This window comes from Polaromonas hydrogenivorans, from assembly GCF_040105105.1.
Taxonomy (GTDB): domain Bacteria; phylum Pseudomonadota; class Gammaproteobacteria; order Burkholderiales; family Burkholderiaceae_C; genus Polaromonas; species Polaromonas hydrogenivorans.
The window spans coordinates 2,053,441-2,075,220 of record NZ_CP157675.1 but is presented as its reverse complement, the minus strand read 5'-3'; the positions used below and the strand labels follow the sequence as shown (position 1 = coordinate 2,075,220).

General features: G+C 61.1%; 26 protein-coding genes and 2 pseudogenes. 11 read left to right on the top strand and 17 right to left on the bottom strand.

Going from position 1 to position 21,780, the window contains the following annotated elements:
• Positions 1–169: 169 nt before the first annotated feature.
• Together ABLV49_RS09940 and ABLV49_RS09935 are read left to right on the top strand one after the other, a co-directional pair.
• On the top strand, positions 170–1,036 hold the full coding sequence (locus tag ABLV49_RS09940) for a DNA/RNA non-specific endonuclease (protein ID WP_349281422.1): 867 nt from the start codon (positions 170–172) through the stop codon (positions 1,034–1,036).
• A gap of 11 nt (positions 1,037–1,047) precedes the next feature.
• Positions 1,048–1,302, top strand: coding sequence for a hypothetical protein (locus ABLV49_RS09935; RefSeq protein WP_349281421.1), 255 nt, complete (start codon positions 1,048–1,050; stop codon positions 1,300–1,302).
• 234 nt (positions 1,303–1,536) lie between these two features.
• On the opposite strand, the gene ABLV49_RS09930 is transcribed toward ABLV49_RS09935, so the two are convergent.
• From ABLV49_RS09930 to ABLV49_RS09920, 3 genes are all read right to left on the bottom strand, one after another.
• Positions 1,537–1,884 carry a hypothetical protein gene (locus ABLV49_RS09930; RefSeq protein WP_349281420.1) on the bottom strand — a complete coding sequence of 116 codons (348 nt, stop codon included), beginning with the start codon at positions 1,882–1,884 and terminating at the stop codon, positions 1,537–1,539.
• A 340-nt stretch (positions 1,885–2,224) separates the two neighbouring features.
• Positions 2,225–3,268: a hypothetical protein gene (locus ABLV49_RS09925; protein ID WP_349281419.1), complete on the bottom strand. Its 1,044-nt coding sequence runs from the start codon at positions 3,266–3,268 to the stop codon at positions 2,225–2,227.
• A complete protein-coding gene (locus ABLV49_RS09920; protein ID WP_349281418.1) occupies positions 3,265–3,852 on the bottom strand; it encodes a hypothetical protein in 588 nt (195 codons plus the stop codon). The genes ABLV49_RS09925 and ABLV49_RS09920 overlap by 4 nt, the downstream gene beginning before the upstream one ends.
• 184 nt (positions 3,853–4,036) lie before the next feature.
• On the opposite strand from ABLV49_RS09920, the pseudogene ABLV49_RS09915 reads away from it, so the two are divergent.
• The 3 genes and pseudogenes from ABLV49_RS09915 to ABLV49_RS09910 all read left to right on the top strand — a co-directional run bounded on the left by ABLV49_RS09915 (position 4,037) and on the right by ABLV49_RS09910 (position 4,943).
• Positions 4,037–4,484 (top strand): annotated as a pseudogene (locus ABLV49_RS09915) (recombinase family protein).
• Positions 4,485–4,517: 33 nt separating this feature from the next.
• The gene (locus tag ABLV49_RS26030; protein WP_432280026.1) at positions 4,518–4,658 is read left to right on the top strand and encodes a helix-turn-helix domain-containing protein; all 141 of its coding nucleotides are present in this window, start codon (positions 4,518–4,520) and stop codon (positions 4,656–4,658) included.
• A 105-nt stretch (positions 4,659–4,763) separates the two neighbouring features.
• Positions 4,764–4,943 carry a hypothetical protein gene (locus ABLV49_RS09910; RefSeq protein WP_349281416.1) on the top strand — a complete coding sequence of 60 codons (180 nt, stop codon included), beginning with the start codon at positions 4,764–4,766 and terminating at the stop codon, positions 4,941–4,943.
• Positions 4,944–5,027: 84 nt separating this feature from the next.
• On the opposite strand, the gene ABLV49_RS09905 is transcribed toward ABLV49_RS09910, so the two are convergent.
• From ABLV49_RS09905 to ABLV49_RS09840, 14 genes and pseudogenes are all read right to left on the bottom strand, one after another.
• On the bottom strand, positions 5,028–5,183 hold the full coding sequence (locus tag ABLV49_RS09905; RefSeq protein ID WP_349281415.1) for a hypothetical protein: 156 nt from the start codon (positions 5,181–5,183) through the stop codon (positions 5,028–5,030).
• An 829-nt stretch (positions 5,184–6,012) separates the two neighbouring features.
• Positions 6,013–6,171 (bottom strand): hypothetical protein, encoded by a 159-nt coding sequence (locus ABLV49_RS09900; RefSeq protein ID WP_349281414.1) that lies wholly within the window; start codon positions 6,169–6,171, stop codon positions 6,013–6,015.
• Between the two features lie 42 nt (positions 6,172–6,213).
• Positions 6,214–6,373 (bottom strand): annotated as a pseudogene (locus ABLV49_RS26025) (transposase zinc-binding domain-containing protein); the annotation flags it as partial.
• A 342-nt stretch (positions 6,374–6,715) separates the two neighbouring features.
• Positions 6,716–6,928: a helix-turn-helix transcriptional regulator gene (locus tag ABLV49_RS09890; RefSeq protein ID WP_349281413.1), complete on the bottom strand. Its 213-nt coding sequence runs from the start codon at positions 6,926–6,928 to the stop codon at positions 6,716–6,718.
• An 84-nt stretch (positions 6,929–7,012) separates the two neighbouring features.
• On the bottom strand, positions 7,013–8,251 hold the full coding sequence (locus ABLV49_RS09885; protein ID WP_349281412.1) for a tyrosine-type recombinase/integrase: 1,239 nt from the start codon (positions 8,249–8,251) through the stop codon (positions 7,013–7,015).
• Positions 8,252–8,647: 396 nt separating this feature from the next.
• Positions 8,648–9,652: an aldo/keto reductase gene (locus tag ABLV49_RS09880; RefSeq protein WP_349281411.1), complete on the bottom strand. Its 1,005-nt coding sequence runs from the start codon at positions 9,650–9,652 to the stop codon at positions 8,648–8,650.
• 131 nt (positions 9,653–9,783) lie between these two features.
• Positions 9,784–10,746: a Gfo/Idh/MocA family oxidoreductase gene (locus tag ABLV49_RS09875; protein WP_349281410.1), complete on the bottom strand. Its 963-nt coding sequence runs from the start codon at positions 10,744–10,746 to the stop codon at positions 9,784–9,786.
• On the bottom strand, positions 10,747–11,664 hold the full coding sequence (locus ABLV49_RS09870) for a class III extradiol dioxygenase subunit beta (protein ID WP_349281409.1): 918 nt from the start codon (positions 11,662–11,664) through the stop codon (positions 10,747–10,749). It abuts the gene before it with no gap.
• Positions 11,665–12,117: a protocatechuate 4,5-dioxygenase subunit alpha gene (gene ligA, locus ABLV49_RS09865; protein WP_349281408.1), complete on the bottom strand. Its 453-nt coding sequence runs from the start codon at positions 12,115–12,117 to the stop codon at positions 11,665–11,667.
• A 3-nt stretch (positions 12,118–12,120) separates the two neighbouring features.
• Positions 12,121–13,059, bottom strand: a complete 939-nt coding sequence (locus ABLV49_RS09860) for an amidohydrolase family protein (protein ID WP_349281407.1) — start codon at positions 13,057–13,059, stop codon at positions 12,121–12,123.
• 9 nt (positions 13,060–13,068) lie between these two features.
• Positions 13,069–14,067, bottom strand: coding sequence for a Bug family tripartite tricarboxylate transporter substrate binding protein (locus ABLV49_RS09855; RefSeq protein ID WP_349281406.1), 999 nt, complete (start codon positions 14,065–14,067; stop codon positions 13,069–13,071).
• Positions 14,068–14,100: 33 nt separating this feature from the next.
• Positions 14,101–14,790, bottom strand: coding sequence for a 4-carboxy-4-hydroxy-2-oxoadipate aldolase/oxaloacetate decarboxylase (gene ligK / locus ABLV49_RS09850; protein ID WP_349281405.1), 690 nt, complete (start codon positions 14,788–14,790; stop codon positions 14,101–14,103).
• A gap of 3 nt (positions 14,791–14,793) precedes the next feature.
• A complete protein-coding gene (locus ABLV49_RS09845; RefSeq protein WP_349281404.1) occupies positions 14,794–15,822 on the bottom strand; it encodes an amidohydrolase family protein in 1,029 nt (342 codons plus the stop codon).
• A gap of 9 nt (positions 15,823–15,831) precedes the next feature.
• Positions 15,832–17,001, bottom strand: a complete 1,170-nt coding sequence (locus tag ABLV49_RS09840; protein WP_349281403.1) for a 4-oxalomesaconate tautomerase — start codon at positions 16,999–17,001, stop codon at positions 15,832–15,834.
• 134 nt (positions 17,002–17,135) lie between these two features.
• Between ABLV49_RS09840 and ABLV49_RS09835 the strand changes: the two genes are divergently transcribed.
• From ABLV49_RS09835 to modD, 6 genes are all read left to right on the top strand, one after another.
• Complete coding sequence (locus ABLV49_RS09835) at positions 17,136–18,047, top strand: LysR substrate-binding domain-containing protein (RefSeq protein ID WP_349281402.1); 912 nt, start codon at positions 17,136–17,138, stop codon at positions 18,045–18,047.
• 373 nt (positions 18,048–18,420) lie between these two features.
• Positions 18,421–18,825, top strand: coding sequence for a hypothetical protein (locus ABLV49_RS09830; protein WP_349281401.1), 405 nt, complete (start codon positions 18,421–18,423; stop codon positions 18,823–18,825).
• A 26-nt stretch (positions 18,826–18,851) separates the two neighbouring features.
• Positions 18,852–19,682 carry a TOBE domain-containing protein gene (locus tag ABLV49_RS09825; RefSeq protein WP_349281400.1) on the top strand — a complete coding sequence of 277 codons (831 nt, stop codon included), beginning with the start codon at positions 18,852–18,854 and terminating at the stop codon, positions 19,680–19,682.
• 37 nt (positions 19,683–19,719) lie between these two features.
• Entirely contained in the window at positions 19,720–20,472 is a 753-nt protein-coding gene (gene modA / locus ABLV49_RS09820; protein WP_349281399.1) for a molybdate ABC transporter substrate-binding protein, read from the top strand.
• Between the two features lie 59 nt (positions 20,473–20,531).
• On the top strand, positions 20,532–20,918 hold the full coding sequence (locus tag ABLV49_RS09815) for a NifB/NifX family molybdenum-iron cluster-binding protein (RefSeq protein ID WP_349281398.1): 387 nt from the start codon (positions 20,532–20,534) through the stop codon (positions 20,916–20,918).
• 18 nt (positions 20,919–20,936) lie between these two features.
• Positions 20,937–21,773, top strand: coding sequence for a ModD protein (gene modD / locus ABLV49_RS09810; RefSeq protein WP_349281397.1), 837 nt, complete (start codon positions 20,937–20,939; stop codon positions 21,771–21,773).
• Positions 21,774–21,780: the final 7 nt, after the last annotated feature.

Genomic DNA, 21,780 nt, shown 5'->3' with positions numbered 1-21,780 from the left:
TCGTAAGCACCGCGCAAATGAAAGCGAAGTGGGCGAGGAATTTTAAGGAGGTGTTCATTGCTGGGTGGCCGTGCCATCGTTACTGTTTTATTTTCCGGTTTTTAAGGCGCACCCAAGTTTGATCCACTGCTGACCTTGATCGGTCATTCCTTGCGAGATACTCTTGCCCATGTCACGATTTCTCACCCTCGTTCTGCCGCTCGCCGCTTGCCTTACCATGCCAGCCTGGGGCGCCACCCGCTGCCCTGAACACTTCGCCGCAGGCGCTGCGCCCACCGTCACCAATTCCAAGCTCAAGGCGCGCACGCAGGAGGTTTGCTTTGAGGCTTTCGCCGTGTTGCACTCTGGCATCAGCCGCACGCCGCTGTATTCGGCCGAGCACCTGACGCGCGCCAACGTCGAGGCGGCTGGGGAATTGTCCAGGAAAGACTCCTTTCATCCCGAGTCCACGCTGCCCGCGCAGGACCGGGCCGAGCTGAGCGACTATGCGCGCTCGGGCTATGACCGGGGACACATGTCGCCGAACGCCGACTTCGCCACCCGGACGGCCCAGGCACAATCGTTTTCGCTGGCCAACATGGTGCCGCAGGTGCATGCCAACAATGCGGGCATCTGGGCCGGCATCGAAGGCGCTACCCGGCAGCTAGCGACCAGCGAAGGCGAGATTTACGTCGTCTCTGGCCCGGCCTTCATCGGCACCGGCATCAAACAAGTCGGCAACGTCCTGGTGCCCACGCATATTTGGAAAGTGCTCTACAGCCCGAAGCAGCAGCGCGCAGGTGCCTATATTGTCACCAACGACGAGACACGCGAGTATTCAACCGCCTCGGTGTCCGATCTGGAGAAGATGGTGGGCATCAGCCTGCTGCCGGGATTGCCCCAGCAGGTGCGCGATGGCGGCATGGACTTGCCCAAGCCCAGCTCTGCGCATGGCAAAAAGCCGAAAGCCAAGAAAGGGCAGCCAGAGGAAGAGTTCACGCTCAAGGACTTCTCGCGCAGCATCCTCGACGCCATCGGGCGTGCCATTAAACATTAAGGAGCTTTGCCATGACGGAAAAATTCAAGCCCTATGCCAACGAAGCCGACGTGCTGCGCATCGGCGAGCTGGAGATCGAGAACCGGGTGGACCGGGTGGCGCTCACCGGCGACGTGGTGCTCACCAAGGACAAGGCCGGCCTGGCGCTGGCCAGGGAACTGCAGGTGCTCGTTAACGATGTGGTCAAGGCGCTGGAGGCTGACAAGCAATTGCCGGAGGTGGTGAAGGTGAAGGCTGCCAGGACGGTCAAGAACCCTTTCGCCTGAACTTGGCCGGGCCTTCTGCACTGGCCTATCCTGGGGTAGCCCAGCCCAGCCCAGCCCAGCCCAGCCTAGCCTAGCCTAGCCTAGCCTTGAACAGTGCAGTCAAGCATCCCGGATGACGGCGGTAGAGTTGTCCATACATTTTGTTGGTGGTGTTCGTTTGAACAATACCCTTGCGGTTGACCCTGCCGGGAGTGCTTATAGGGCGTTGTCCCACCAAGCCCTGGTGGCCCGCACTCACCAGCCCTGTGACTTTTCCTTGAGCACCCGGTTGATCAAGGTCTGAGTTCGAGTTCCCTTGCATTTAGCTTGATCCCGGAAGGCATTGAGAACAGCGTTGGACACCCGAATGCTTATCTTCCTCGTCCCGGAGCATGGAGTCCTCTGTAGGGACGTGCTGGGGGTGGATGGAAGGGGTGGCAGCGCGCTGAAGTCGAAGTCGGTTTTGATGTCGAGCTTCATGTCGAAGTCCAACTCAGCGGCGCTGAATTCGACTCCCTGGACTGGATCGTCCATAGCTGAACATGATCTTTCCAGAATGTCCGTCAACTGCTTGAGCTGTTCTGCTGTTAATGATTTTTTCATGCTGTAGGATTTACTTCAGGTCTATTGGCGGCTCTGTTGAAGCTCCGGGTGTGGCTGCCTGTCTACAGGCGAGAACGCTGATGCACAGACGCAGGTGGCCTTGCTTTGCCGCTGCGCAGCACAGCGGCCGACTGCTCTGGTGCAAGTGCTTGGGTGGCCAAGCTCGATGTTGCGCCGCCCTTCGGGGGCGGCGCTGCTGCTGCTTTTGCTTCGCTCCTGTCTTGATCATGAATGTCTAGCTGTTGTAGTCATAGTATTTAGGACCAGCCCCTTGAAAAGCGGGTTCCCCAATGGGTGAAGAGGTTAGGACAGACGAAATCTTCCCGAATTTTTGCAGTCTTCATCTTTTCGACAGCTTGGCAGGCGAGTCCAACGCCTTGAGTGCCATCCTGATGCTGTCGTTCGTGGCGGTGTCGCGCAGGGTGTAATTAGCCCTCTTGCGGCGTCCCAGGATGAACGCGCCCGGTATGCGGCCGAACTGGGTTCCGTGCTGCTCGCGGCACAATGCGAGCATCGGCGAGCGTGGTGGTTTGGGCACGACCATGGCGAACCTTTCGGCCAGGGTTGCGAAGCGAAAAGTGCGCCACGCGCCGATGGTGTCGAATGGCAACGGCGGGTGCCTTTGGGGATCATCGCGCTGCAGCCTGTCCTCCATTCGCGCCCGCCAGGCAGAGGATGGCAACAGCGCATGGGTTTCGCCACCCTTTACCGTGTCGGTGGTCTTGACGTAAAAATGCTGGCCCACTGCATCCTCACATTTGCCTGTATTTCTATCAGGCGCTTTTCCCTGATGAATTCCCAGGCCGTGCTTGAATGCCCATAGAGCATGGGCCGGCGACTCCACGGCTGGGGACATGCCTGATGGCTCGTCGAGCGGTGGCGGTGGCTTTGCGCCAAGGCGGCGGGCCTCAGCTTTGGCGGCTGCGTCTGCCGCTTTGGTGGCTTCCCATTGGGCCGCGAGGATGGGCGAGTCAAAATACGGCGGTCTCGGGATTCGCGGCAACCCATTGGCCAAGTTAGCCCGATGGCGAAGGAAGTGAAGAGCGGCGTGAACCAGGGCGTCGATGTCGTTGCTGGGATGGTAGGCGTCAATGGCCATCTCAATGCCCGTGATCCTGATCTGGTTTTCGGCGATGAGCGGCTCGCTGGAGCCACGCATTGCCTGCACGTCGGTCATGAACTGCGTCGGACCGGCCGGGTCTTGAACCCAAAATTCCCATACCAGGCCAGAAGCGTCTTGTGGGAAAAAGTAGGTCTTTCCCCACGCTGCGGCCGTTCGATTCTGCAGGTGCCGGAACTGCGAGGGATTGTTGAGCGTGACCTCAAAACGAATCCTGTCGACCACGGCCTTGAGCTTGAAGCCTTCAAGCCCACACAGGCTCATTTCGGCACCTTCAGGCGGCTGACGGTCAGGTCTTGGGTGTCAATGAGGGTTTTGTAGTCGCCTGCGTCTGCTCGGCTCGGTGTTGTAGGGTCCGGATGACGGCGGATAGCGTGGGCGATGACCAGAAGCTCTTTTGCCAGCGCTTCAGCCTCATCGGCTTCAAGCCTGAAAATGCCCAGCGGGCGCTTGATCATCAGGCGGACAAACTGTTTGTCAGGGCTGCCCTCTTCAAAGCTGAGTTGGACTTCGTAGGCCAGCTTGCGGCCGTAATTGCTGCCGCCCACTTCATCCATGCCATAGGCCCGCATCACCTCGACCACGCGCCCGCTCAGCTTGACAGTCCCAAGCTGTCGTGACTTCTCCCAGTCCACAAACCTTTCCAGGTCTACAGGCAGGTAGCACGCTTTCTTTCCGAATCGCTGCACGTTGATGCGGTAGCTTGCGTGGCGTGACTGGTTGCGGTTGTTGCGCAGCCAAAGCGCCCACTGCGCCGGGGTTTTCTCGGGCAGTGCTTGGCTCAGCCACCGACCTGCGGCATCGGTGTCGAGAAGGTCGTCTTCAGTCGGTAATGGTCGGTCATTCATGACTATATTTTAGTGAAAAATCAAAATCAAATCAATAAATGATCTAAAAATGATTATGTTGTCATACACTGTTCGCACAGGTATGCCCCAGCGCACAGTCAAAAAATCGCGCCAAACCTGTCCATTAGGGTCGGTATTTGATCAACGGACGATTTATTAACGAACAACAGCCTAACGGACAGACATGACCACTGTCTTCTATGCGCGGGTCTCCACTTCTGAGCAGCCCGTCGAGCACCAACGCACCCAGGCCGAAGCAGCGGGTTTCATATTCGATCAGGTCGTGACTGACGACGGCGTGAGCGGCGTCACGACGAAGCTGGCTGAACGGCCGGGTGGTCGCCGCTTGTTCGATCTGCTACGCGCTGGTGACACGCTGGGTGGACCGCTTGGGCCGCAACTACGAGGACGTGTCCGACAACATCCGGGCGTTCATGCGCCGGGGCGTGGTCATCAAGACGGTCATCAATGGCATGACATTTGACGGTGCTACCAAAGACCCGATGACTCAGGCCGTGAGGGATGCGCTCATCGGCTTCCTGGCTGCGCTGTCACAGGCCCAGGCCAAGGCTAACAAAGAGGCTCAGCGGGCCGGGATTGCCCACGCAAAGGCCAGCACGGATAGGGTATAGCTCGGGCGCAAGCCAAGCTACACGGAAAACCAAATTTTCGAAGTCATCACACTGACTGGTGAGGGGAAAAGTGTTTCTATGGTGGCAAGGCAGCTCGGGTTGTCTCGTGCTGCCATCTACCGTATTCAAAAATGCTCCAGTGATGCATTCGCCAGTGTTCTTGCGTGGAGTTGACCCAGTCGGAGAGGTCGGAGCTGGCCCGGGCAATCACGACAGTGGCAAGCGACGGGACCGGGCTAACGCGGGCGCAACCGCACTAATAGGCGACTGTTCTGTTCCATGGCGCTGGCCAGGAAGGTTGCGGCCTGGTTCTGGCGTGTCATGGTGAAGGGAGATGCGTACATTGAAAAGGGTCAGGCGGACTATGAGAGTAAAGTATTGCAGTCCAAGCAACGCGCCCTCAAACGCCTGAACAAGGAACTCGGACAGCAACTCGCGCCCATCAACCAGCCCGTTTGACACCCTCGCCTTCATGTTGTCCCCTCCAATGAAATCAAGAGCTTAGCTTATGGGTTCATGGAGAGGGTTAGAACCGCTGCGTGGTTACTTTGCCTTCTCCTTTTTTGCCTTCTTCCATTCTGGATCGCTTGCAGCAGCGGAAGCCGGGGCAACAGCAACTGGGGCGTTTGCTGCCGCAGCCGCCGGTTGATTTGTCCTCTGTCGCTTCATGTCCTTTTCCTGCACGGGTTGCTGGGGCATGGGAGGACTTTCCGAATGCGCCATCATCGGGCCCCAAAGGAGCAGAGCAATGTTCGCGAATCTAACTGTGGATGGGCGCATGTTAGCCTCCAAGGTGGACGTGACTAGCGGATTGGCCCGCAAGGTGATGTACATAAAACTGAACTCCGATTAACAACGTCACCAGTTGATGTTCGTACCGTTTCCTCAAAGCATTGCTCATTCTTCGGCTGTGTCGAGCCACCCGAAGTACCTGGACGTGTGGGTTCGTCTACACGAATCTTTCGAATCACTTTGCCTGAGTCCGCCTGCCATTGGCAAATGACACTCTCACGTCTTCGCGGCATCGGAAAAAGTGGCTCGCCGGCCATTGCAACTGGAAGCCAAGAATTGACGGACACCTTTTTCTCAAAGCGCTCGACGGGAACCCAGCGGTATGACTTCTGGTCGTCTTTGGTCCCCATGAATCGGACCAATACGTCCCCAGATCTGCAAATGGTGGCGTCAACGTAAACGTTGACCGGATTCACAAGCCCGTCGAGTGGTGCCTCAGTGCATCTTAGATTCTTGGCCCAGAGATCTTCTTGTTCAAGGGCTTGGGCTGATTGGCCAAATGGGACGCCGACTTGTGACGACTTAATGAGCTCCAGCAGCGTCGGTATTGCCCCGAGAATGGCCACGATAAGGGTGGGGTACAAGAGAGTCCACTGCCACCATGCCTTTGGAGTAGGGTGTTGAGGTGCAGTTGCTGGCGTCGGTCCTGGTTTGTCCGAGGAGTTGACTGGGATCTTTGCCGGGGAGAATTTTTTGGGAGCGGCAGTGTGCATAGTGTCACCTGTGGTTCTAACGATCAGCGTTTATCTGCCGCCACGCCAAGTCTTCGTAAATCATTGACCGCCTCCTGCGGCTGATTAACATCGTTGGACTGAACCGCCTGCGAGGCGTCGATAAAGGGGAGTGAAATCTTCAAATCCTGCTGACCGAGCAAATTATGGGCTTGTGTTCGCATCGTTGCAAGCCAAAGCCGCGCCGGCACAGGCGGGCGGGCGGGCAACTCAGCCAGCCGCCCGCGCAGCCCAGGTGTCTTTGGCCAGCGCGCCACACTGCAGTCAATGGCGGTTGCGGCACGAGTGATATTGCCAGTGGCTGTGGCCGCAGGCGTCGCAGGCTAGCTTGTGGCCACCCAGCGCGACAGTGCGAAAGACAACAATCGCCTCCTAAGCGTCAGTCGCATGGGCCAATAATCCCGCTGGGGATTAGTTTGACTTTGAGGGAGACGGCCGAAAGACCGTTTGCGCTGCTAAACCGGCGCCAAAATGAAGACTATCGGAACTGATGGAACTAACGTCAACAGAGCTGCACGGAAAAAGCGTGATACAAAATCCTGCTACATAATTGCAGTTTTACTTGGCGTTGTGGTGGACGAAAGTCGTGGGTTCGATCCCCGCCAGCCGTACCAAGCAGTCATCGCGTCCGACGTGGTGGCATGTGGACGGCAACAGCCGTTTCGCGGGTTGGTTCGGCGCATGGTACATGCGCTTTTCTCTCTTGAGCTATAGGGCGATTGTTTCCGTGAAGTGGTGGCAGGTGGGGCGCGTAGCCAGCCATTCTTCGATGGAGTGTTTGGTAAAGCCAATCGCCTGTTCTCCGAGCCTGATGGGCTTCGGGAAGTCCCCTGCTGCCCTGAGCCGGTCGATTGTTGCCATTGAAATGCCGAGAATACCGGGGAGCTTGGTCCTGCGAATGATGATTTCTTGCTGTGTCATGAAGCGCCTTGCGTGTGATTGATTAGGGATACCCTTACTTTTATGATAGTCAGGGCAACTCGATGGTCAGGCGAAAAAGTCGATTTATGCAGCCTTTATTTTCATGGGAACGACTTTTTCACCCGTGGCTTCTGGCGTCGCAAGGAAGCCAGCCCATGCATCCATCATTGCGCGGCGTTTTTCAAGCATATCGCCGCGCCGATAAGCCGCCTCTACTGCGTCGGTTAGTGTGTGTGCCAGGGCCATTTCAGCCATATCACGGGGGTAACTGGTGCGTTCCGCTACCCAGTCCCGGAACGTGCTTCGCAGGCCATGAGGGACATATTCCAGCCCCATGCGACGCATGACAGCGGTCAGTGCCATGTCTGACAGCTTGCCGCCCCGTGGGGCTGGAAAGACAAATTCCGAACCTTCAACGTGTGGCAGCGTGCGCAGGATCCGAATCGCCGATGTGGATAAGGGGACACGATGTTCCTTCCGTGCCTTCATGCGCCCCGCTGGGATAGCCCACACTCCCGCGTTCAGGTCGAACTCTGCCCATACAGCCCCACGAACTTCCCCGGATCGGGCGGCGGTCAGCAAGGCGAGTTCAAGGGCGCGCGCTGCCATTCCGGCGCGTTGCTGCAGTGCTGCATAAAAGGCCGGCGCTTCATTGATGGGGACAGCCGGGTGGTGAACGGTTTTGGTGGTCTTTTCCGGGGCTGACAGCAGTTTGTCGAGGTGGCCGCGCCAGCGGGCCGGGTTTTCGTCTTTTCTGTAGCCCCGTGCTTTCGCCCAATCCAGGACGTTTTCAATCCGGCCGCGCAAGCGTGAGGCAGTCTCTGTTTTTGTGGCCCAGATAGGTTGGAGAATCTGCAGGATGTGGGCTTGCTGCACGTCAGCCACATGCAATTTCCCGATGGTCGGGTAAACATAGGTGGTGAGGGTGGCTGACCATTGCGCCGCGTGTTTCGGGTTGGACCATTCGGCTGACTTCGCATCCATGAAAGCATGGGCGGCTGCTTCAAACGTAATGAGGCTTGCCTGATCCGCCCGGAGCTTGCTTTGAGCGGCTTGACGGGTCAGGATAGGGTCTTGACCCTGTTCGATGAGTTCGCGGGCGTGGCGGGCCTTTTCGCGGGCTTGGGCAAGCGTAACGCCAGGGTAAGCTCCAAGCCCCATATCTCGGCGCTTGTTGCCCACCTTGACCCGCAGTACCCATGACCGGGTACCAGTTGGAGAGACTTGAAGCTGAAGACCGGGCACTACACCGACTGCAACCAATCCTGGAGCTTTGAGGCGACCCACTTCAAGTGCTGACAGCTCACGGGCAATTTTTGGCATGATGTACTTTCAGCACACATGCCAGATAAGCCAACATCCTACCCAACAAACCGTGTGCGGTTAGATGATAGCGCATGAGTTTAGTTGATAACGGTTTTTGATTCTTCTCATTGGAGGAAATAAAAATCATGAGGCTAATTGAGGGCGGTTGAAGTGGCTAGAAGTTCGGCGGAGGCAGACGCCTCTTCCGCCATGAATGAGTTTCAGGACTTCCAAAGAAGTCCAAGAAACAGAGAAAAAGCCCCGTAACTCAATAGGTTACGGGGCTTTTTTGTTTTCAACATTCAAAAATATTCATCAAATCAGGCTCTTGCGCAATATCCACGGGCGTAAACAGCTATTATTTTTATAGCATTTCATGACAATGAAACGGCATTGTCAACGGCCACCCTTGCGTTAAAACACTTCGGTATCGACCTCCCGATTGCCCTGCTCGTTGTAGCGGCTGCCGATCACGGTTTTTTCATTGATCAGGGCGTCCACACGAGCCAGTGCATCAGCGCTGAGCTTGACGTTCACCGCGCCCAGGTCGTCTTCCAGGTGCTCCACGCGGGTGGTTCCGGGAATCGGAATGATGTCTTCGCCCTGATGCAGCAGCCAGGCCAGCGCCAACTGGGCCGGCGTGCAGCCGGCTTCTTGCGCGATAGCTTGGTAGGCGGGCAACAGTGTCAGGTTGGCCGCGTAGTTCTCGGGTGAAAAGCGCGGCATGCTGCGGCGGATGTCCTTGGCGTCCAGCGTGCTCACGTCTTGCAGCTCCGCGCACAAAAAGCCCCGCGCCACCGGGCTGAAGGCGACGAAAGCCACGCCGAGTTCGCGGCAGGCTTGCAGCACGGCAATCTCGGGGTTGCGCGTCCACAGCGAATACTCGGTCTGCACGGCGGTGACCGGATGCACCGCATGGGCGCGGCGCAGCGTGGCGGCCGAGACTTCGCTCAGGCCGATGGTGCGGATCTTTCCGGCGGCGACCAGCCCGGCGAGCGCGCCCACGCTGTCTTCAATCGGCACCTGCTTGTCCCAGCGGTGCAGGTAATACAGGTCAATCACGTCGGTCCGCAGGCGCTTCAAGGCCGCCTCGCAGGTCGCGCGAATGGTTTCAGGCCGGCCGTCGATCACCCGGACCTGTTTGCCGTCGCCCGCCACATCCACGCCGGTCATGCCGCACTTGCTGGCCAGCGTGAAGCGGCTGCGGTGCCTGGAAAGCACGTTCCCAACCAGGGTTTCGTTGGCGCCAAAGCCATAGAGCGCTGCGGTGTCGAACATCGTCACGCCTGCGTCGAGCGCGGCCAGCAGCACGCGCTCGCCCTGCCCGGCTGACACGGGCGCGCCGTAGGCATGGCTGAGGTTCATGCAGCCGAGGCTGATGGCGGAGACACTGAAGGGGCCGAGTTTTCGCTGTTGCATGGTAAATTTAATTTGTAGATTACATTGTTGACGTTAAAAGCAGAGGGCCGGATCACACAAACGCGGCGCGTCTGGTGATCCGGCCCTCTATTCTGGGTTGATCCTGCGGGTCAGGCTGGACGGATGGCCAATCAGGCGCTGGCGTTGAGCTGCTGCTCCAGCTGGTGCAGTACCTGGTAGCAGGCGAACACCTTGGCGACGCTGGAGTTGGGCTCGCGGCCTTCCTTGATGGCGGCGAAGAATTCGCGGTCCTGCAGCTCGATGCCGTTCATGCTCACGGCGACCTGGCCGACTTCAATTTTTTCTTCCTTGCCGGTGAACAGGTCGTCGTACCGGGCCAGGTAGGTGGCGGTGTCGCCGATGTAGCGAAAGTAGGTGCCCAGCGGGCCTTCGTTGTTAAAGCTCAGGCTCAGCGTGCAGATGGCGCCGTTGGCGGCCTTGAGCTGGATCGACATGTCCATCGCAATGCCCAGCACCGGGTGAATCGGACCCTGCACGGCGTTGGCCTGCACGATGGGGCTGTTGCACTGGTAGGCGAACAGGTCCACGGTGTGCGCGGCATGGTGCCACAGCAGGTGGTCGGTCCAGCTGCGCGCCTGGCCCAGCGCGTTGGTGTTGGTGCGGCGAAAGAAATAGGTCTGCACATCCATCTGCAGGATGTTGAATTTCCCGGCCGTGATTTGCTGGTTGACGTACTGGTGGCTGGGGTTGAAGCGCCGGGTGTGGCCGCACATCGCGACCAGTCCGGTTTCCTGTTGCAGCGCCACGACTTCCTCGGCGCCCTTGAGGTTGTCGGCCAGCGGAATTTCCACCTGCACATGCTTGCCGGCCCGCAGGCAGGCCAGCGTCTGCTCGGCGTGCATCTGCGTCGGCGTGCAGAGGATGACGGCATCGACTTCCGGCAGGGCCAGCGCATCGGCCAGCTCGGTGGTGACGTGTCCAATGCCGTATTTGGCGGCGACTTCCCTGGTTTTTTCCAGGTCGCGGCTGATCAGCGAGACGACTTCCACGCCGTCGATGTTCTGGATGCCGTCCAGGTGCTTGATGCCGAAGGCACCGGCGCCCGCCAGGGCGACTTTGATGGTTTTGCTCATTTAGGTGTTCTCCAGAATCAGGTGGCCGACGGCCGTGTTGGATGCGGGTACATGATAAAAACGCTGCTTTACGCTGACTGGATGTGCTTGAGAAGCTACATTTTTTGTAGCATCCGGCGCTGCGGCGCCGAGCGGGGCCGGGTCAATGTCGTCCATCGCGCCACGGGCAATCAGCCACATCACCAGCTCGATGCCTTCGGAGCCGGCTTCGCGCACATAGTCGATGTGCGGCACATTCGCCTGGCCTTCGGGGTCGGCGATCAGCCGGTCCAGGAAGGCGTTGTCGAATTCCTTGTTGATCAGGCCGGCGCGCGGTCCCTGCAGCTGGTGGCTCATGCCGCCCGTGCCCCAGATCTGCACATTGAGCGGCTGGTCGAAGGACTCGACCGCCTTGCGGACCGCCTTGCCCAAGTTGAAGCAGCGCTTGCCCGAAGGCACCGGGTACTGCACCACGTTCACCGCGAACGGAATCACCGGGCAGGGCCAGCGGAAATCGTCAGCCGGCGGCTGGCCGAACATAAGTGAAAGCGGCACGGTCAGGCCATGGTCCACGTCCATCTTGTTGACGATGGTCAGGTCAAAGTCATCCTGGATGACCGACTGCGCAATGTGCGCAGCCAGTTCGGGGTGGCCGATCACGGTCGGCACGGGGCGCGGCCCCCAGCCTTCGTCGGCCGGGGCGAATTCGGCCGCCGTGCCGATGGCAAAGGTCGGAATCATGTCCAGGCTGAAAGCCGTGGCATGGTCGTTGTAGACCAGGAAGATGACGTCGGGCGGATTCTCCTTGATCCACTGCTTGCCGAAGTCGTAGCCCTTGAACACGGGCTGCCAGTACGGCTCGTTGTTCTTGCCCAGGTCGAGCGCGGCGCCGATGGCCGGGACGTGGGAGGTGTAAACGCTGGCGGTGATCTTGGCCATTCAGGCGCTCGCTTTCTGGGCACTGTGGCCCGCTTTGCCTTGCGGCTGGTGCTGGGCCTGCGCGTCGCCGTCTTCGCCGACCACGCGGTTGCCCTCGACCGAGCGGCCGCCATGAATCATCATGTCGCGGTATTCCTCTTCGGTCATGCCGGTCATGGAGCCCGCCATCTGCTGGAAGCTCTTGCCGTCGGTGGCGCCGATTTTTGCCAGGAAGTAGATGTTGCCGCCCAGCGCAATGCAGCGGTTCAGGTCTCTAGCCAGCACGGCCAGCTTCTGCTCTTCGGTCATGGCCCACTCGTCGAGGTAGGCGCGCTCGTCGGCCTTGAAGCGCTCGCGGTTTTCGGCCTTCATGAGCGACATGCAGAACTGGTTCAGGTGATAGCCCTTGCGGGACTGCTCGGCATCAAAAATCGTGGTGCCGGGAACGTCGAGGTAGTTTTTTTGAAGCGACATGGTTCAGCCTTTCACTTCTTCGGGCCAGTACAGGCGCATCGGGTTATCGACCAGCAGTTTTTGCTGCAGCTCGGGCGTGGTGGCGATGTGCGGGATGAAATCGACCAGCAGGCCGTCGTCGGGCATGTGGTCCTTCAGGTTGGGGTGCGGCCAGTCGGTGCCCCAGAGCACGCGGTCGGGGAACTCATCGACGATGCGCCTGGCGAACGGAATCACGTCTGTATAGGCGTTTTGCTCGCCGTTCAGCGCCTTCGGGCCGGTGACGGACAGGCGCTCGGGACAGCTGACCTTGCTCCAGACGTTCGGGTGTTCGCGCATGAACTTGACGAACAGCTCGAACTCGGGGCCATCGACCGGCTGGCTCACATCGGGACGGCCCATGTGATCGACCACCACATCGGTCGGCAGCGTGGTGAAGAAGTCCCACAGCTCGGGCAAATCAACCGCCTCGAAATAAATCACCACATGCCAGCCCAGCGGCTTGATGCGGTTGGCAATCTCGATCAGCTCTTCCTTGGGCGTGAAATCGACTAGGCGCTTGACGAAATTGAAGCGCACGCCGCGCACGCCGGCGGCATGCATGGCCTGCAACTCTTCATCGGTCACGCTGCGCTTGACGGTCGCCACGCCGCGCGCCTTGCCGCCCGAGTTGACCAGCGCATCGACCATGGCGCGGTTGTCCGCGCCGTGGCAGGTGGCCTGCACCACGACGTTGCGGGAAAAACCCAGGTGGTCGCGCAGTGCGTAAAGCTCGGCCTTGGACGCGTCGCAGGGCGTGTACTTGCGCTCGGGCGCATAGGGGAATTCGGCGCCGGGGCCGAAAACGTGGCAATGCGCGTCCACGCTGCCTGCAGGCACCTGGAAGCGGGGCTTGCTGGGACCGGTGTACCAGTCGAGCCAGCCGGGGGTCTTGGTGAAATCACCCGTGGTGGGTTTGCTCATGACGTCTCCTTATTCCAGTTCGATCTTGGCGCGCTTGATGACGGCCGAATAGCGGCTGGCTTCGTTCTGGATGAACTTGGCGAACTGCGGACGGTCCAGGTTCAGAGGCACATAGCCGAAGGTCAGGAATTTTTCCTTGACGTCGGGTCCGGACAGGGCCTCGGCGATGTCCTTGCGGATCTTGTCCTGGATGGCGGGCGACAAGCCCTTGGGGCCGGCGATGGTGTTCCAGCCGCTGACCTCGTAGCCGTTGGCAGGCCCGCCGGACTCGGCCACGGTGGGCACGTCCGGGTAGGCTTCCATGCGCTTGGGGCCGGCCACGGCCAGGAAACGCAGTTTGCCGGCGCGGTACATCGGGCCGGCGGTGCCGGCCGAGCCGATGGAGAAGTCCAGCTCGCCGGTGCCCACCGAGGTGTAGAGCTGGGTGGTTTCCTTGTAGATCACATGCTGGACCTTGATGCCGGCCAGCTCCTGCAGCTCCTCCACGCCCAAGTGCACCGGGTTGCCGATGGACCAGGAACCGTAGTTGATCTTGCCGGGCCGGGCCTTGGCGTCGGCGATCAGCTCGGACACCTTGGTGTACTTGCTGTTGGTGGGCACGACAAAGAACAGGAAGGACTGGAACAGCGGCGCGATGGGCTCGAAGTCCTTGCTCACGTCGTAGGGCAGCTTCTTGAACATGTACGGGTAGGCCGTCAGGTGCACGCTGTCGAGCTGCAGCAGGTCGTGGCCATCGCTCGCGCCACGCTTGAAGGCGTCGATGGCGATGAAGCCGTTGCCGCCCGGGCGGTTGTCCACCACCACCGGCTTGCCCCATTTCTTGGACAGCTTGTCAGCGAGCAGGCGGGCGATGCCATCGGGGCCACCGCCCACGGGGTAAGGCGTGATCAGGCGCACGTTCTTGGTGGGCCACTCCTGGGCGTGGGCCGGCAGGCAGGCGCCCGCCACGGTGGCCGCCAGCGCGGCGGAGGTCAGCAGGGTGCGACGGGAAAAAGCAGCGAGGTTCATGTCCAAATGTCTCCGTATCGGTCTCAATAAAAATCAGTCGATGTATTTCAGGCCGGCTTTTTCCAGCGGCTCGCGCATCTTGTACATGTCCAGCCCGAGCACGCCGGCGGCGAACTTCTCGCGCTTTTCGCCTTCGAAGCTTTCACGCTTCTCGGCCGCATCGGCGACTTCCCGGGCCATGGCGGCCGGCACCACGACGATGCCGTCGGTGTCGGCAATCACCACATCGCCCGGATTGACCAGCGCGCCGGCGCAGATCACCGGAATGTTGACCGAGCCGAGCGTGGCCTTGATCGTGCCCTTGGCGTGAATGGCGCGGCTGAACACCGGAAAGCCCATCTTCTCCAGCTCGTCCACGTCGCGCACGCCACCGTCGATGATCAGTCCCCTGGCGCCGCGCGCCTGGAACGAGGTCGCCAGCAGGTCGCCGAAAAAGCCGTCGAAATTGTCGGTGGTGCAGGCGGCTACGGCCACGTCGCCGGGCTGCAGCTGCTCGGCGGCCACGTGCATCATCCAGTTGTCGCCGGGCTGCAGCAAGATGGTCACGGCCGTGCCGCAGATGCGGGCGCCGGTGTAGATGGGGCGCATGTAAGGCTTCATCAGCCCCACGCGGCCCATGGCTTCGTGAATGGTCGCCACGCCGAATTTCGAGAGTTTTTCGACCGCCGCCTTGTCGGCGCGAACGATATTGCGCTTGACGACGCCCAGTTGGTTGATGGTCATGATTTATTTGCCTTTCAGTTTGAGCGCTGCGTCAAGACGGCTGAACACGCGCCGGGCATTGCCTTCGTAAATTTGGTGACGGTCTTCGCTGCTCAGGATTTTTGACGCTTCGATGTAGCGCTTGGTGTCGTCGTAGTAGTGGCCGGTTTCGGGGTCGATGCCGCGCACGGCGCCGATCATCTCGCTGGCAAACAGCACGTTCTTGACCGGAATCACGGTGTTCAGCAGGTCAATGCCCGGCTGGTGATAGACGCAGGTGTCGAAGTAGATGTTGTTCAGCAGATGCTCGCTCAGCAAGGGCTTTTTGAGTTCCTGCGCCAGGCCCCGGAAACGGCCCCAGTGGTAGGGCACGGCGCCGCCGCCATGCGGAATCAGGAACTTGAGCGTCGGGAAGTCCTTGAACAGGTCGGACGTGAGGCACTGCATGAAGGCCGTGGTGTCGGCATTCAGGTAATGCGCGCCGGTGGTGTGAAAGCAGGCATTGCAGCTGGTGGACACATGGATCATCGCGGGGATGTCGTACTCGACCATCTTTTCATAGATGGGATACCAGGAGCGGTCCGACAGTGGCGGCGAGGTCCAGTGGCCGCCCGACGGATCGGGGTTCAGGTTGATGCCGACGTTGCCGTATTCCTTGACGCATTTTTCCAGCTCGGGAATGCAGGTCGCCGGGTCAACGCCGGGCGACTGCGGCAGCATGGCGGCGGGAATGAAATTGTCGGGAAACAGCTCGCTGACGCGAAAGCACAACTCGTTGCAGATGGCCGCCCAGGTCGAGGACACGTTGAAGTCGCCGATGTGGTGCGCCATGAAGCTGGCGCGCGGGCTGAAGATGGTCAGGTCGCTGCCGCGCTCTTTCATCTTGGCCAGCTGGTTCAGCTCAATCGACTCGCGCAGTTCGTCGTCGCTGATTTTCAGTTCCGACACTTTGGGCATCATGGCCGGGTTTTTGATGCCGGCGATCTGGCGGTTGCGCCAATCTTCCAGCGCTTTGGGCGCCGTGGTGTAGTGGCCGTGGCAATCGATGATCATGAGGTCTCCTTATTGTGAAAGTGATGAAGGCTTGTCTGCTCGGACGGCGCCGGCGGGCACCCATGTCGAGCGCGGAACCATGACCTCGCCGCGCATCAGGAGGCGCGCGGTGCGCAGCAAGGCGGCGCGGGTCACGTTTTGCGGATTGGCCGGGTCCAGCCCCAGCTCGACGCTGAATTCGCCGGTCGGGTGTTCCACCGAAACGGTTTTGAGGTTGCCCGGCGGCATGACGGCAATGCCCTGGGTGACCGAGCCGTCGAGCACGCAGGCCGTGCCCACGGTGACGGCCGCCAGCACGCCAATCGCGTCGTGGCAGACATGCGGGATGAAGCTGCGGGTTGTCAAGCTGCCGCCATCGCGGGGCGGCGCAATCAAGGTCATCTTGGGGTAGGTTTTCTTGGCTACGTCGCCCAGCCCCATGAGCTGGCCGGTTTTCAGGCGCAGCGCTTCCAGGCGGATTTTCAGGTCGGTGTCGGCGTTGAGTTCGGCGGCGGTTTCATAGCCGGTGCGGCCCAGGTCGCTGGCGCGCATCAGCACCAGCGGCATGCCGTTGTCGATGCAGGTCACGTCGATCTCGAACGGCTCGAAACCCTCGCCGTCCACGCTCACCCGGTCCAGCACTTGGCCGGTCGGCAGCAGGCCGGCGCAGACCGAGCCGGCGGTGTCGAGGAAATTGATGGTGATGGGCGCCGAGGTGCCGGGCGCGCCGTCGATGCGCGCGCTGCCTTCGTACTGAACCTCGCCGCCGGGCGTGAGCACTGTCACGTCGCACTGCATGTCGGTGTTCAGGGTCAGCACGCGGTAGGTGCTGCTTCCATCTGGACCCGTGCCCTGCGGCTGCACCATGCCGGTTTCCAGCGCAAACGGCACGACGGCGGCCAGCATGTTGCCGCAGTTGGGCGAGGTATCGACCGTGTCCTTGTCGGGCTGCAGCTGGGCGAACAGGAAGTCGATGTCAACGCCGGGCGTGGCGCTCTTGCGCACGATGCCAACCTTGCTGGTCAGCGGATGCGCGCCGCCCAGGCCGTCGATCTGGCGTTTGTCGGGCGAGCCCATGGCCGCCAGCAGCACCTTGTCGCGGGTGGGAATGTCGGCCGGCAGGTCGGCCTGGTTGAAAAACGGCCCCTTCGAGGTGCCGCCGCGCATGAACAGGCAGGGAATCGCTGTCTGGGAAGCCATGGGATAAGTCTCCTCGAATTGAATAATAAGGAGCATTGTCTGGATTGCGCAAGCCGGGCAACAGGGCAGGCTTCAACTAGCAGCTATAGCAAACAGGTATATCGCTGGTCACGATATGCCGATAAACTAGGGGCGTGGACCTTAAACAACTCGAATACTTTGTACGCGTGGCCGAACTCGGCAGTTTTACGCGCGCCTCCATTTCGCTCGATGTGGCCCAGCCTGCCCTGAGCCGGCAGGTGCGGCTGCTGGAAGTCGAGCTGCGCCAGAGCCTGCTGGTGCGCAACGGACGCGGCGCCACGCCGACCGAAGCCGGCAAGCTCCTGCTGGAGCATGGGCGCGGCATCCTGCACCAGGTCGAGCGGGCGCGCGAAGAACTGGGCCGGGTGCGCGGCTCCCTGGCCGGCCGCGTGGCCATCGGCCTGCCGCCCACGCTGGCGCGGGTGCTGACGGTGCCGCTGACGCGCGCTTTTCGCAAGGAATTGCCCGATGCCCAGCTGTCCATCAGCGAAGGCCTGTCGGCGGTGATGCAGGAATGGCTGGTCAATGGCCGGCTCGACATCGCCGTGCTCTACAACGCGCAGCCCGCCGCCGGCATCGAGATGACGCCGCTGCTCAATGAAGACCTGTTGCTGGTGCAGGCCCGCCCGCCCGGCTTGAGCGAAGACCCGCCGCCGCCGCCGATTGCGCTTCGGGAGGTCGCCCGGCTGCCGCTGGTGATTCCCAGCCGGCCGAACGCCATCCGCATGCATGTTGAAGCCGAAATGGCGGGCATTGGCTGCCGGCCCGTGATTGCACTGGAGATTGATGGCGTGTCGGCCATTCTGGATCTGGTGGCCGATGGCGCCGGCTGCGCGCTGCTGTCGCGCAACGCCGTGGCCAGTTCCATCAGGCCTTCTGCGTTTACCACGCGCATGATTTGCGATCCGCCGCTGCGCACGCGGCTGTCGGTGGTCACCAGTTCGTTGCGGCCAGCGACCCTGACGCAGCAATCCACCCTGGCGCTGATCCAGCGCATCGCCAGGATCCAGCTTTCAGCGCCCTGAAGTTACTATAAAAAACATAGCTGCTTGTGCAATACCAGCGGGCGCAAAAGGCCAATTTCGCTCTGATTTCAGGCCCTGTCCGGGCCATCGTGCCGTAAAGCCTTGATCCCCAGCTGCGCGCCCAGCGTGACCGGCCCCCTGCCTCTCGGCGCTCAACGCCGCGCCCTGGCATGCTGTTTGCAAAGCCATGCAGCGAACAGGAAATCCGCCGCAAATTGTCGTGAAAGTAAGGCCAGGCCCTTCATGTCCAGGCACAAGTTTTGAAGAATTTGCACCGTTTGTCGTTATATAGATAAAAATATAACGCTCTGCCGGCTGCCCTGTACGGTTTGTCAGGTTTGGAAATACGAAGGAAACACCAAAGGAGGTTGAGATGCACGCAGCGTTATACAGGCAGGAATCGGGTGTCAATGGGACCAGGCCGCCGGCCTGCAATGTCCGGGACATCCGGTGGTGGCAGGATATTCCCTCACCGATCAGGCCCCTGGTGGTGCCTCCCGTCAGCTTTGATGTCTTGCAGGACTACGAGATGGCGGCGGATCGCACCCAGGGCTATGACGGCCGCCATGAGCCGTGCTATTGCGCGTTTCGCTACGTGCTGACGCAACTCAGGTCAGACGATGACGAGGTGTTCTATGAAGCGCCGGTCTATGCCGAAATGCTCACCTCGTGGCGCCTGCTCGATCAGCGCTGGCTGGTGTGCCGCACCACCGTTCACAACTTTGACCGGGGTGAATGCCAGACCAGCCTGTCCCTGAGCGACACCATGCCCCGCTGAACCTTGCACGTCCAACCAGAAAACCCATGACCCCAACCCACCCCAAGCTGACAGGCAAGCTGCTGATTGAAACCTCCATGGGCAACTTCCTGGGCGACAAGCGCATCCGGCTGCTCGAAGCGATTGACCAGCAAGGCTCGATTTCGCAGGCCGCCAAGGCCGTACCGATGTCCTACAAGGCCGCCTGGGACGCCGTGGACGACATGAACAACGTCGCACCCCAGCCGCTGGTGCATCGCTCGGCCGGCGGGCTGCGCGGCGGCGGCACCGAGCTGACCGCATTCGGCCGGCGTCTGATTGCGTTTTACCGGGCGCTGGAGCAGGAATCCCAGCTCGCCCTTGAAAAACTGACCCACAACCTGACGCAAAGCGGTGTCGCCGACGCCGCCGATTTCCAGCAAGTCCTAAGGAAGATGACCATGAAAACCAGCGCCCGCAACCAGTTTGCCGGACCCGTGACCGCCCTGAAAGAAGGCGTGGTCGATGTCGAGGTGAGCATCCGGCTCGACCCACAACTGGTGCTGACCGCCATCGTCACGCGCGAATCGGCCGAAAGCCTGGGGCTGGCGCTGGGCAAGGATGTGCTGGCCTTTGTCAAGGCCTCGTCCATCGTGCTGGTGGTCGAGGACGACAGCAAGGAAGTCCGCATCTCGGCGCGCAACCGCTTCCGGGGCACCGTGGCGCGCATCCATGCCGGGCCGGTGAACTCCGAAGTCACCGTGAACCTGCCCGGCGGGCGTCACGTCCTGACCGCCGTCATCACCGATGAAAGTGTGAAGCGGCTGGGCCTTGTGGTCGGCCTGCCGGTCGTCGCCGTGTTCAAGGCGCCCAGCGTGTTCCTCGTCGCCATCGACTGACTTTTTTCTTTTCTCTCAACCTCCAGGAGCTTTTGCCATGAACCCATCCCGCCGCCTTTGCCTGTTGCTGATCGCCTTGACGGGCATTGCCGCCCAGGCGCACGCCGATGAAGTCTCGGTCGCCGTCGCGGCCAACTTCACCGCGCCGATGCAGAAAATCGCCGCCGACTTTGAAAAGGCCACCGGCCACAAGGTCGTCGCCGCCTACGGCTCGACCGGCAAGTTCTACGCGCAGATCAAGAACGGCGCGCCGTTTGAAGTGCTGCTCGCCGCCGACGACGAAACCCCGGCCAGGCTGACAACGGAAAACGCTGCCGTCGCCGGCAGCCAGTTCACCTACGCCATCGGCAAGCTGGTGCTCTGGTCGGCCAAGCCAGCCGTGGTCGATGGCAAGGGCGAAGTGCTGAAAAATGGCGGCTTTGACCATATTTCTCTGGCCAACCCCAAGCTCGCGCCCTACGGCGCGGCAGCCGTGCAGTCCATGAAGACGCTGGGCGTGTACGACGCGCTGCAGCCCAAGATCGTCATGGCCGAGAACATCACGCAGGCGCACCAGTTCATCAGCAGCGGCAATGCGCTGCTGGGTTTCGTCGCGCTGTCGCAGGTGCTGAAGGACGGAAAAATCCAAGGCTCGGCGTGGATGGTGCCAAGCAGCCTGTATCCGCCCATTCGCCAGGATGCGGTGATTCTGGACAAGGGCAAGGGCAAGCCGGCAGCCGAGGCGCTGGTCAAATACCTCAAGGGCGACAAGGCCAGGGCCGTCATCAAGTCCTTCGGCTACGAGCTGTAAGGGCGGACATGGAAATGGCTTGGCGGGTCAAAACCCCTCCTTCCTACGAACCTATCCCCATGAAAATCGCCATTGCCACCAAAGACCACTGGACGCAGGTGTCCGGCCACGCGGGCCAGAGCCGCGACTGGCTGGTCTTCGACTGCCTGCCCGGCCAGCCCCTGCCCGAGCCCCTGCGTATCCAGCTCAGCAAGGAGCAGCTGCCGCACCACTTCCAGGACGACGGCCCGCACCCGCTGCACGGCATCGAAGTCATGGTGGCGGCCAGCGCGGGCGACGGCTTCATCCGGCACATGGAGAAATGGAATGCGCAGGTGCTGCTGACCGGCGAGACCGATCCGCGCGCGGCGCTGGCCAAAATCCTGGCCGGCGAGGCCCTGCCCGATACCCGCTTTGACGTCACCACGAGCCTTTGCAAGCTGCGCGACCTGTTCTCGCGCCACTAAAACCGAGCTACCCAGCCCATGCGCGCCCTCAACGACATCCAACTTTGCAGCCTGCTCGACGATGACATCCTCGGCGGCGACCTGACCACGCACAGCCTGGGGCTGGCCGAACAGCCCGCGCAGCTGGAGTTCCGCGCCCGCCAGACGATGACGGTGTGCGCCAGCGAAGAGGCGCTGCGCCTGTTCGAGCTGGCAGGCAGCCAGGCGCGCCTGCTGATGCGCTCGGGCAGCCGCGCAGGCGCGGGCGAACTGATCCTCGAAGCCCAAGGCTCGGCCGCCAGCCTGCACCTGGCCTGGAAAACCGCCCAGAACCTGGTCGAATGGGCCAGCGGCATCGCCAGCGCCACGGCGGGCATCGTCGCGGCAGCAAACGGCGTGGCCGTGGCCTGCACGCGCAAGAACGTGCCCGGCACCAAGGCGATGTCCATCAAGGCCGTGCGGGCCGGCGGCGGCATCATGCACCGGCTGGGGTTGTCGGAAACCCTGCTGGTGTTCGCCGAGCACCGGCTATTTCTCAAGGACACCCCGGCGCAGACCCTCACCCAATTGCGCCGCGCCCAGCCCGAAAAGAAAATCATCGTCGAAGTCGGCGACCCCGGCGAGGCGCTGCGCTGGGCGCAAGCTGGCGCGGACGTGCTGCAGCTCGAAAAATTCACGCCCGAGGCCGTCGCAGCCTGCCGCGAGGCGCTGCAAGCCTTCCCTGCGCCTAGCCGTCCGCTGCTGGCTGCCGCTGGCGGCGTTCGCGCCGACAACGCCGCCGCCTACGTCGCAGCGGGCGCCGACCTGCTGGTCACGTCAGCACCCTACACGGCCCCGCCCAAAGACGTGCAGGTCACTTTCCTGCTCACGGCCTAAGCAAGGA

What these genes read in the sequence shown, in the direction of transcription:
- ABLV49_RS09940 (WP_349281422.1), top strand. Translation starts at nt 170, where the DNA reads ATGTCACGATTTCTCACCCTCGTTCTGCCGCTCGCCGCTTGCCTTACC.
- ABLV49_RS09935 (WP_349281421.1), top strand. Translation starts at nt 1,048, where the DNA reads ATGACGGAAAAATTCAAGCCCTATGCCAACGAAGCCGACGTGCTGCGC.
- ABLV49_RS09930 (WP_349281420.1), bottom strand. Translation starts at nt 1,884, where the DNA reads ATGAAAAAATCATTAACAGCAGAACAGCTCAAGCAGTTGACGGACATT.
- ABLV49_RS09925 (WP_349281419.1), bottom strand. Translation starts at nt 3,268, where the DNA reads ATGAGCCTGTGTGGGCTTGAAGGCTTCAAGCTCAAGGCCGTGGTCGAC.
- ABLV49_RS09920 (WP_349281418.1), bottom strand. Translation starts at nt 3,852, where the DNA reads ATGAATGACCGACCATTACCGACTGAAGACGACCTTCTCGACACCGAT.
- ABLV49_RS09910 (WP_349281416.1), top strand. Translation starts at nt 4,764, where the DNA reads ATGGCGCTGGCCAGGAAGGTTGCGGCCTGGTTCTGGCGTGTCATGGTG.
- ABLV49_RS09905 (WP_349281415.1), bottom strand. Translation starts at nt 5,183, where the DNA reads ATGCCCCAGCAACCCGTGCAGGAAAAGGACATGAAGCGACAGAGGACA.
- ABLV49_RS09900 (WP_349281414.1), bottom strand. Translation starts at nt 6,171, where the DNA reads ATGCGAACACAAGCCCATAATTTGCTCGGTCAGCAGGATTTGAAGATT.
- ABLV49_RS09890 (WP_349281413.1), bottom strand. Translation starts at nt 6,928, where the DNA reads ATGACACAGCAAGAAATCATCATTCGCAGGACCAAGCTCCCCGGTATT.
- ABLV49_RS09885 (WP_349281412.1), bottom strand. Translation starts at nt 8,251, where the DNA reads ATGCCAAAAATTGCCCGTGAGCTGTCAGCACTTGAAGTGGGTCGCCTC.
- ABLV49_RS09880 (WP_349281411.1), bottom strand. Translation starts at nt 9,652, where the DNA reads ATGCAACAGCGAAAACTCGGCCCCTTCAGTGTCTCCGCCATCAGCCTC.
- ABLV49_RS09875 (WP_349281410.1), bottom strand. Translation starts at nt 10,746, where the DNA reads ATGAGCAAAACCATCAAAGTCGCCCTGGCGGGCGCCGGTGCCTTCGGC.
- ABLV49_RS09870 (WP_349281409.1), bottom strand. Translation starts at nt 11,664, where the DNA reads ATGGCCAAGATCACCGCCAGCGTTTACACCTCCCACGTCCCGGCCATC.
- ligA (WP_349281408.1), bottom strand. Translation starts at nt 12,117, where the DNA reads ATGTCGCTTCAAAAAAACTACCTCGACGTTCCCGGCACCACGATTTTT.
- ABLV49_RS09860 (WP_349281407.1), bottom strand. Translation starts at nt 13,059, where the DNA reads ATGAGCAAACCCACCACGGGTGATTTCACCAAGACCCCCGGCTGGCTC.
- ABLV49_RS09855 (WP_349281406.1), bottom strand. Translation starts at nt 14,067, where the DNA reads ATGAACCTCGCTGCTTTTTCCCGTCGCACCCTGCTGACCTCCGCCGCG.
- ligK (WP_349281405.1), bottom strand. Translation starts at nt 14,790, where the DNA reads ATGACCATCAACCAACTGGGCGTCGTCAAGCGCAATATCGTTCGCGCC.
- ABLV49_RS09845 (WP_349281404.1), bottom strand. Translation starts at nt 15,822, where the DNA reads ATGATCATCGATTGCCACGGCCACTACACCACGGCGCCCAAAGCGCTG.
- ABLV49_RS09840 (WP_349281403.1), bottom strand. Translation starts at nt 17,001, where the DNA reads ATGGCTTCCCAGACAGCGATTCCCTGCCTGTTCATGCGCGGCGGCACC.
- ABLV49_RS09830 (WP_349281401.1), top strand. Translation starts at nt 18,421, where the DNA reads ATGCACGCAGCGTTATACAGGCAGGAATCGGGTGTCAATGGGACCAGG.
- ABLV49_RS09825 (WP_349281400.1), top strand. Translation starts at nt 18,852, where the DNA reads ATGACCCCAACCCACCCCAAGCTGACAGGCAAGCTGCTGATTGAAACC.
- modA (WP_349281399.1), top strand. Translation starts at nt 19,720, where the DNA reads ATGAACCCATCCCGCCGCCTTTGCCTGTTGCTGATCGCCTTGACGGGC.
- ABLV49_RS09815 (WP_349281398.1), top strand. Translation starts at nt 20,532, where the DNA reads ATGAAAATCGCCATTGCCACCAAAGACCACTGGACGCAGGTGTCCGGC.
- modD (WP_349281397.1), top strand. Translation starts at nt 20,937, where the DNA reads ATGCGCGCCCTCAACGACATCCAACTTTGCAGCCTGCTCGACGATGAC.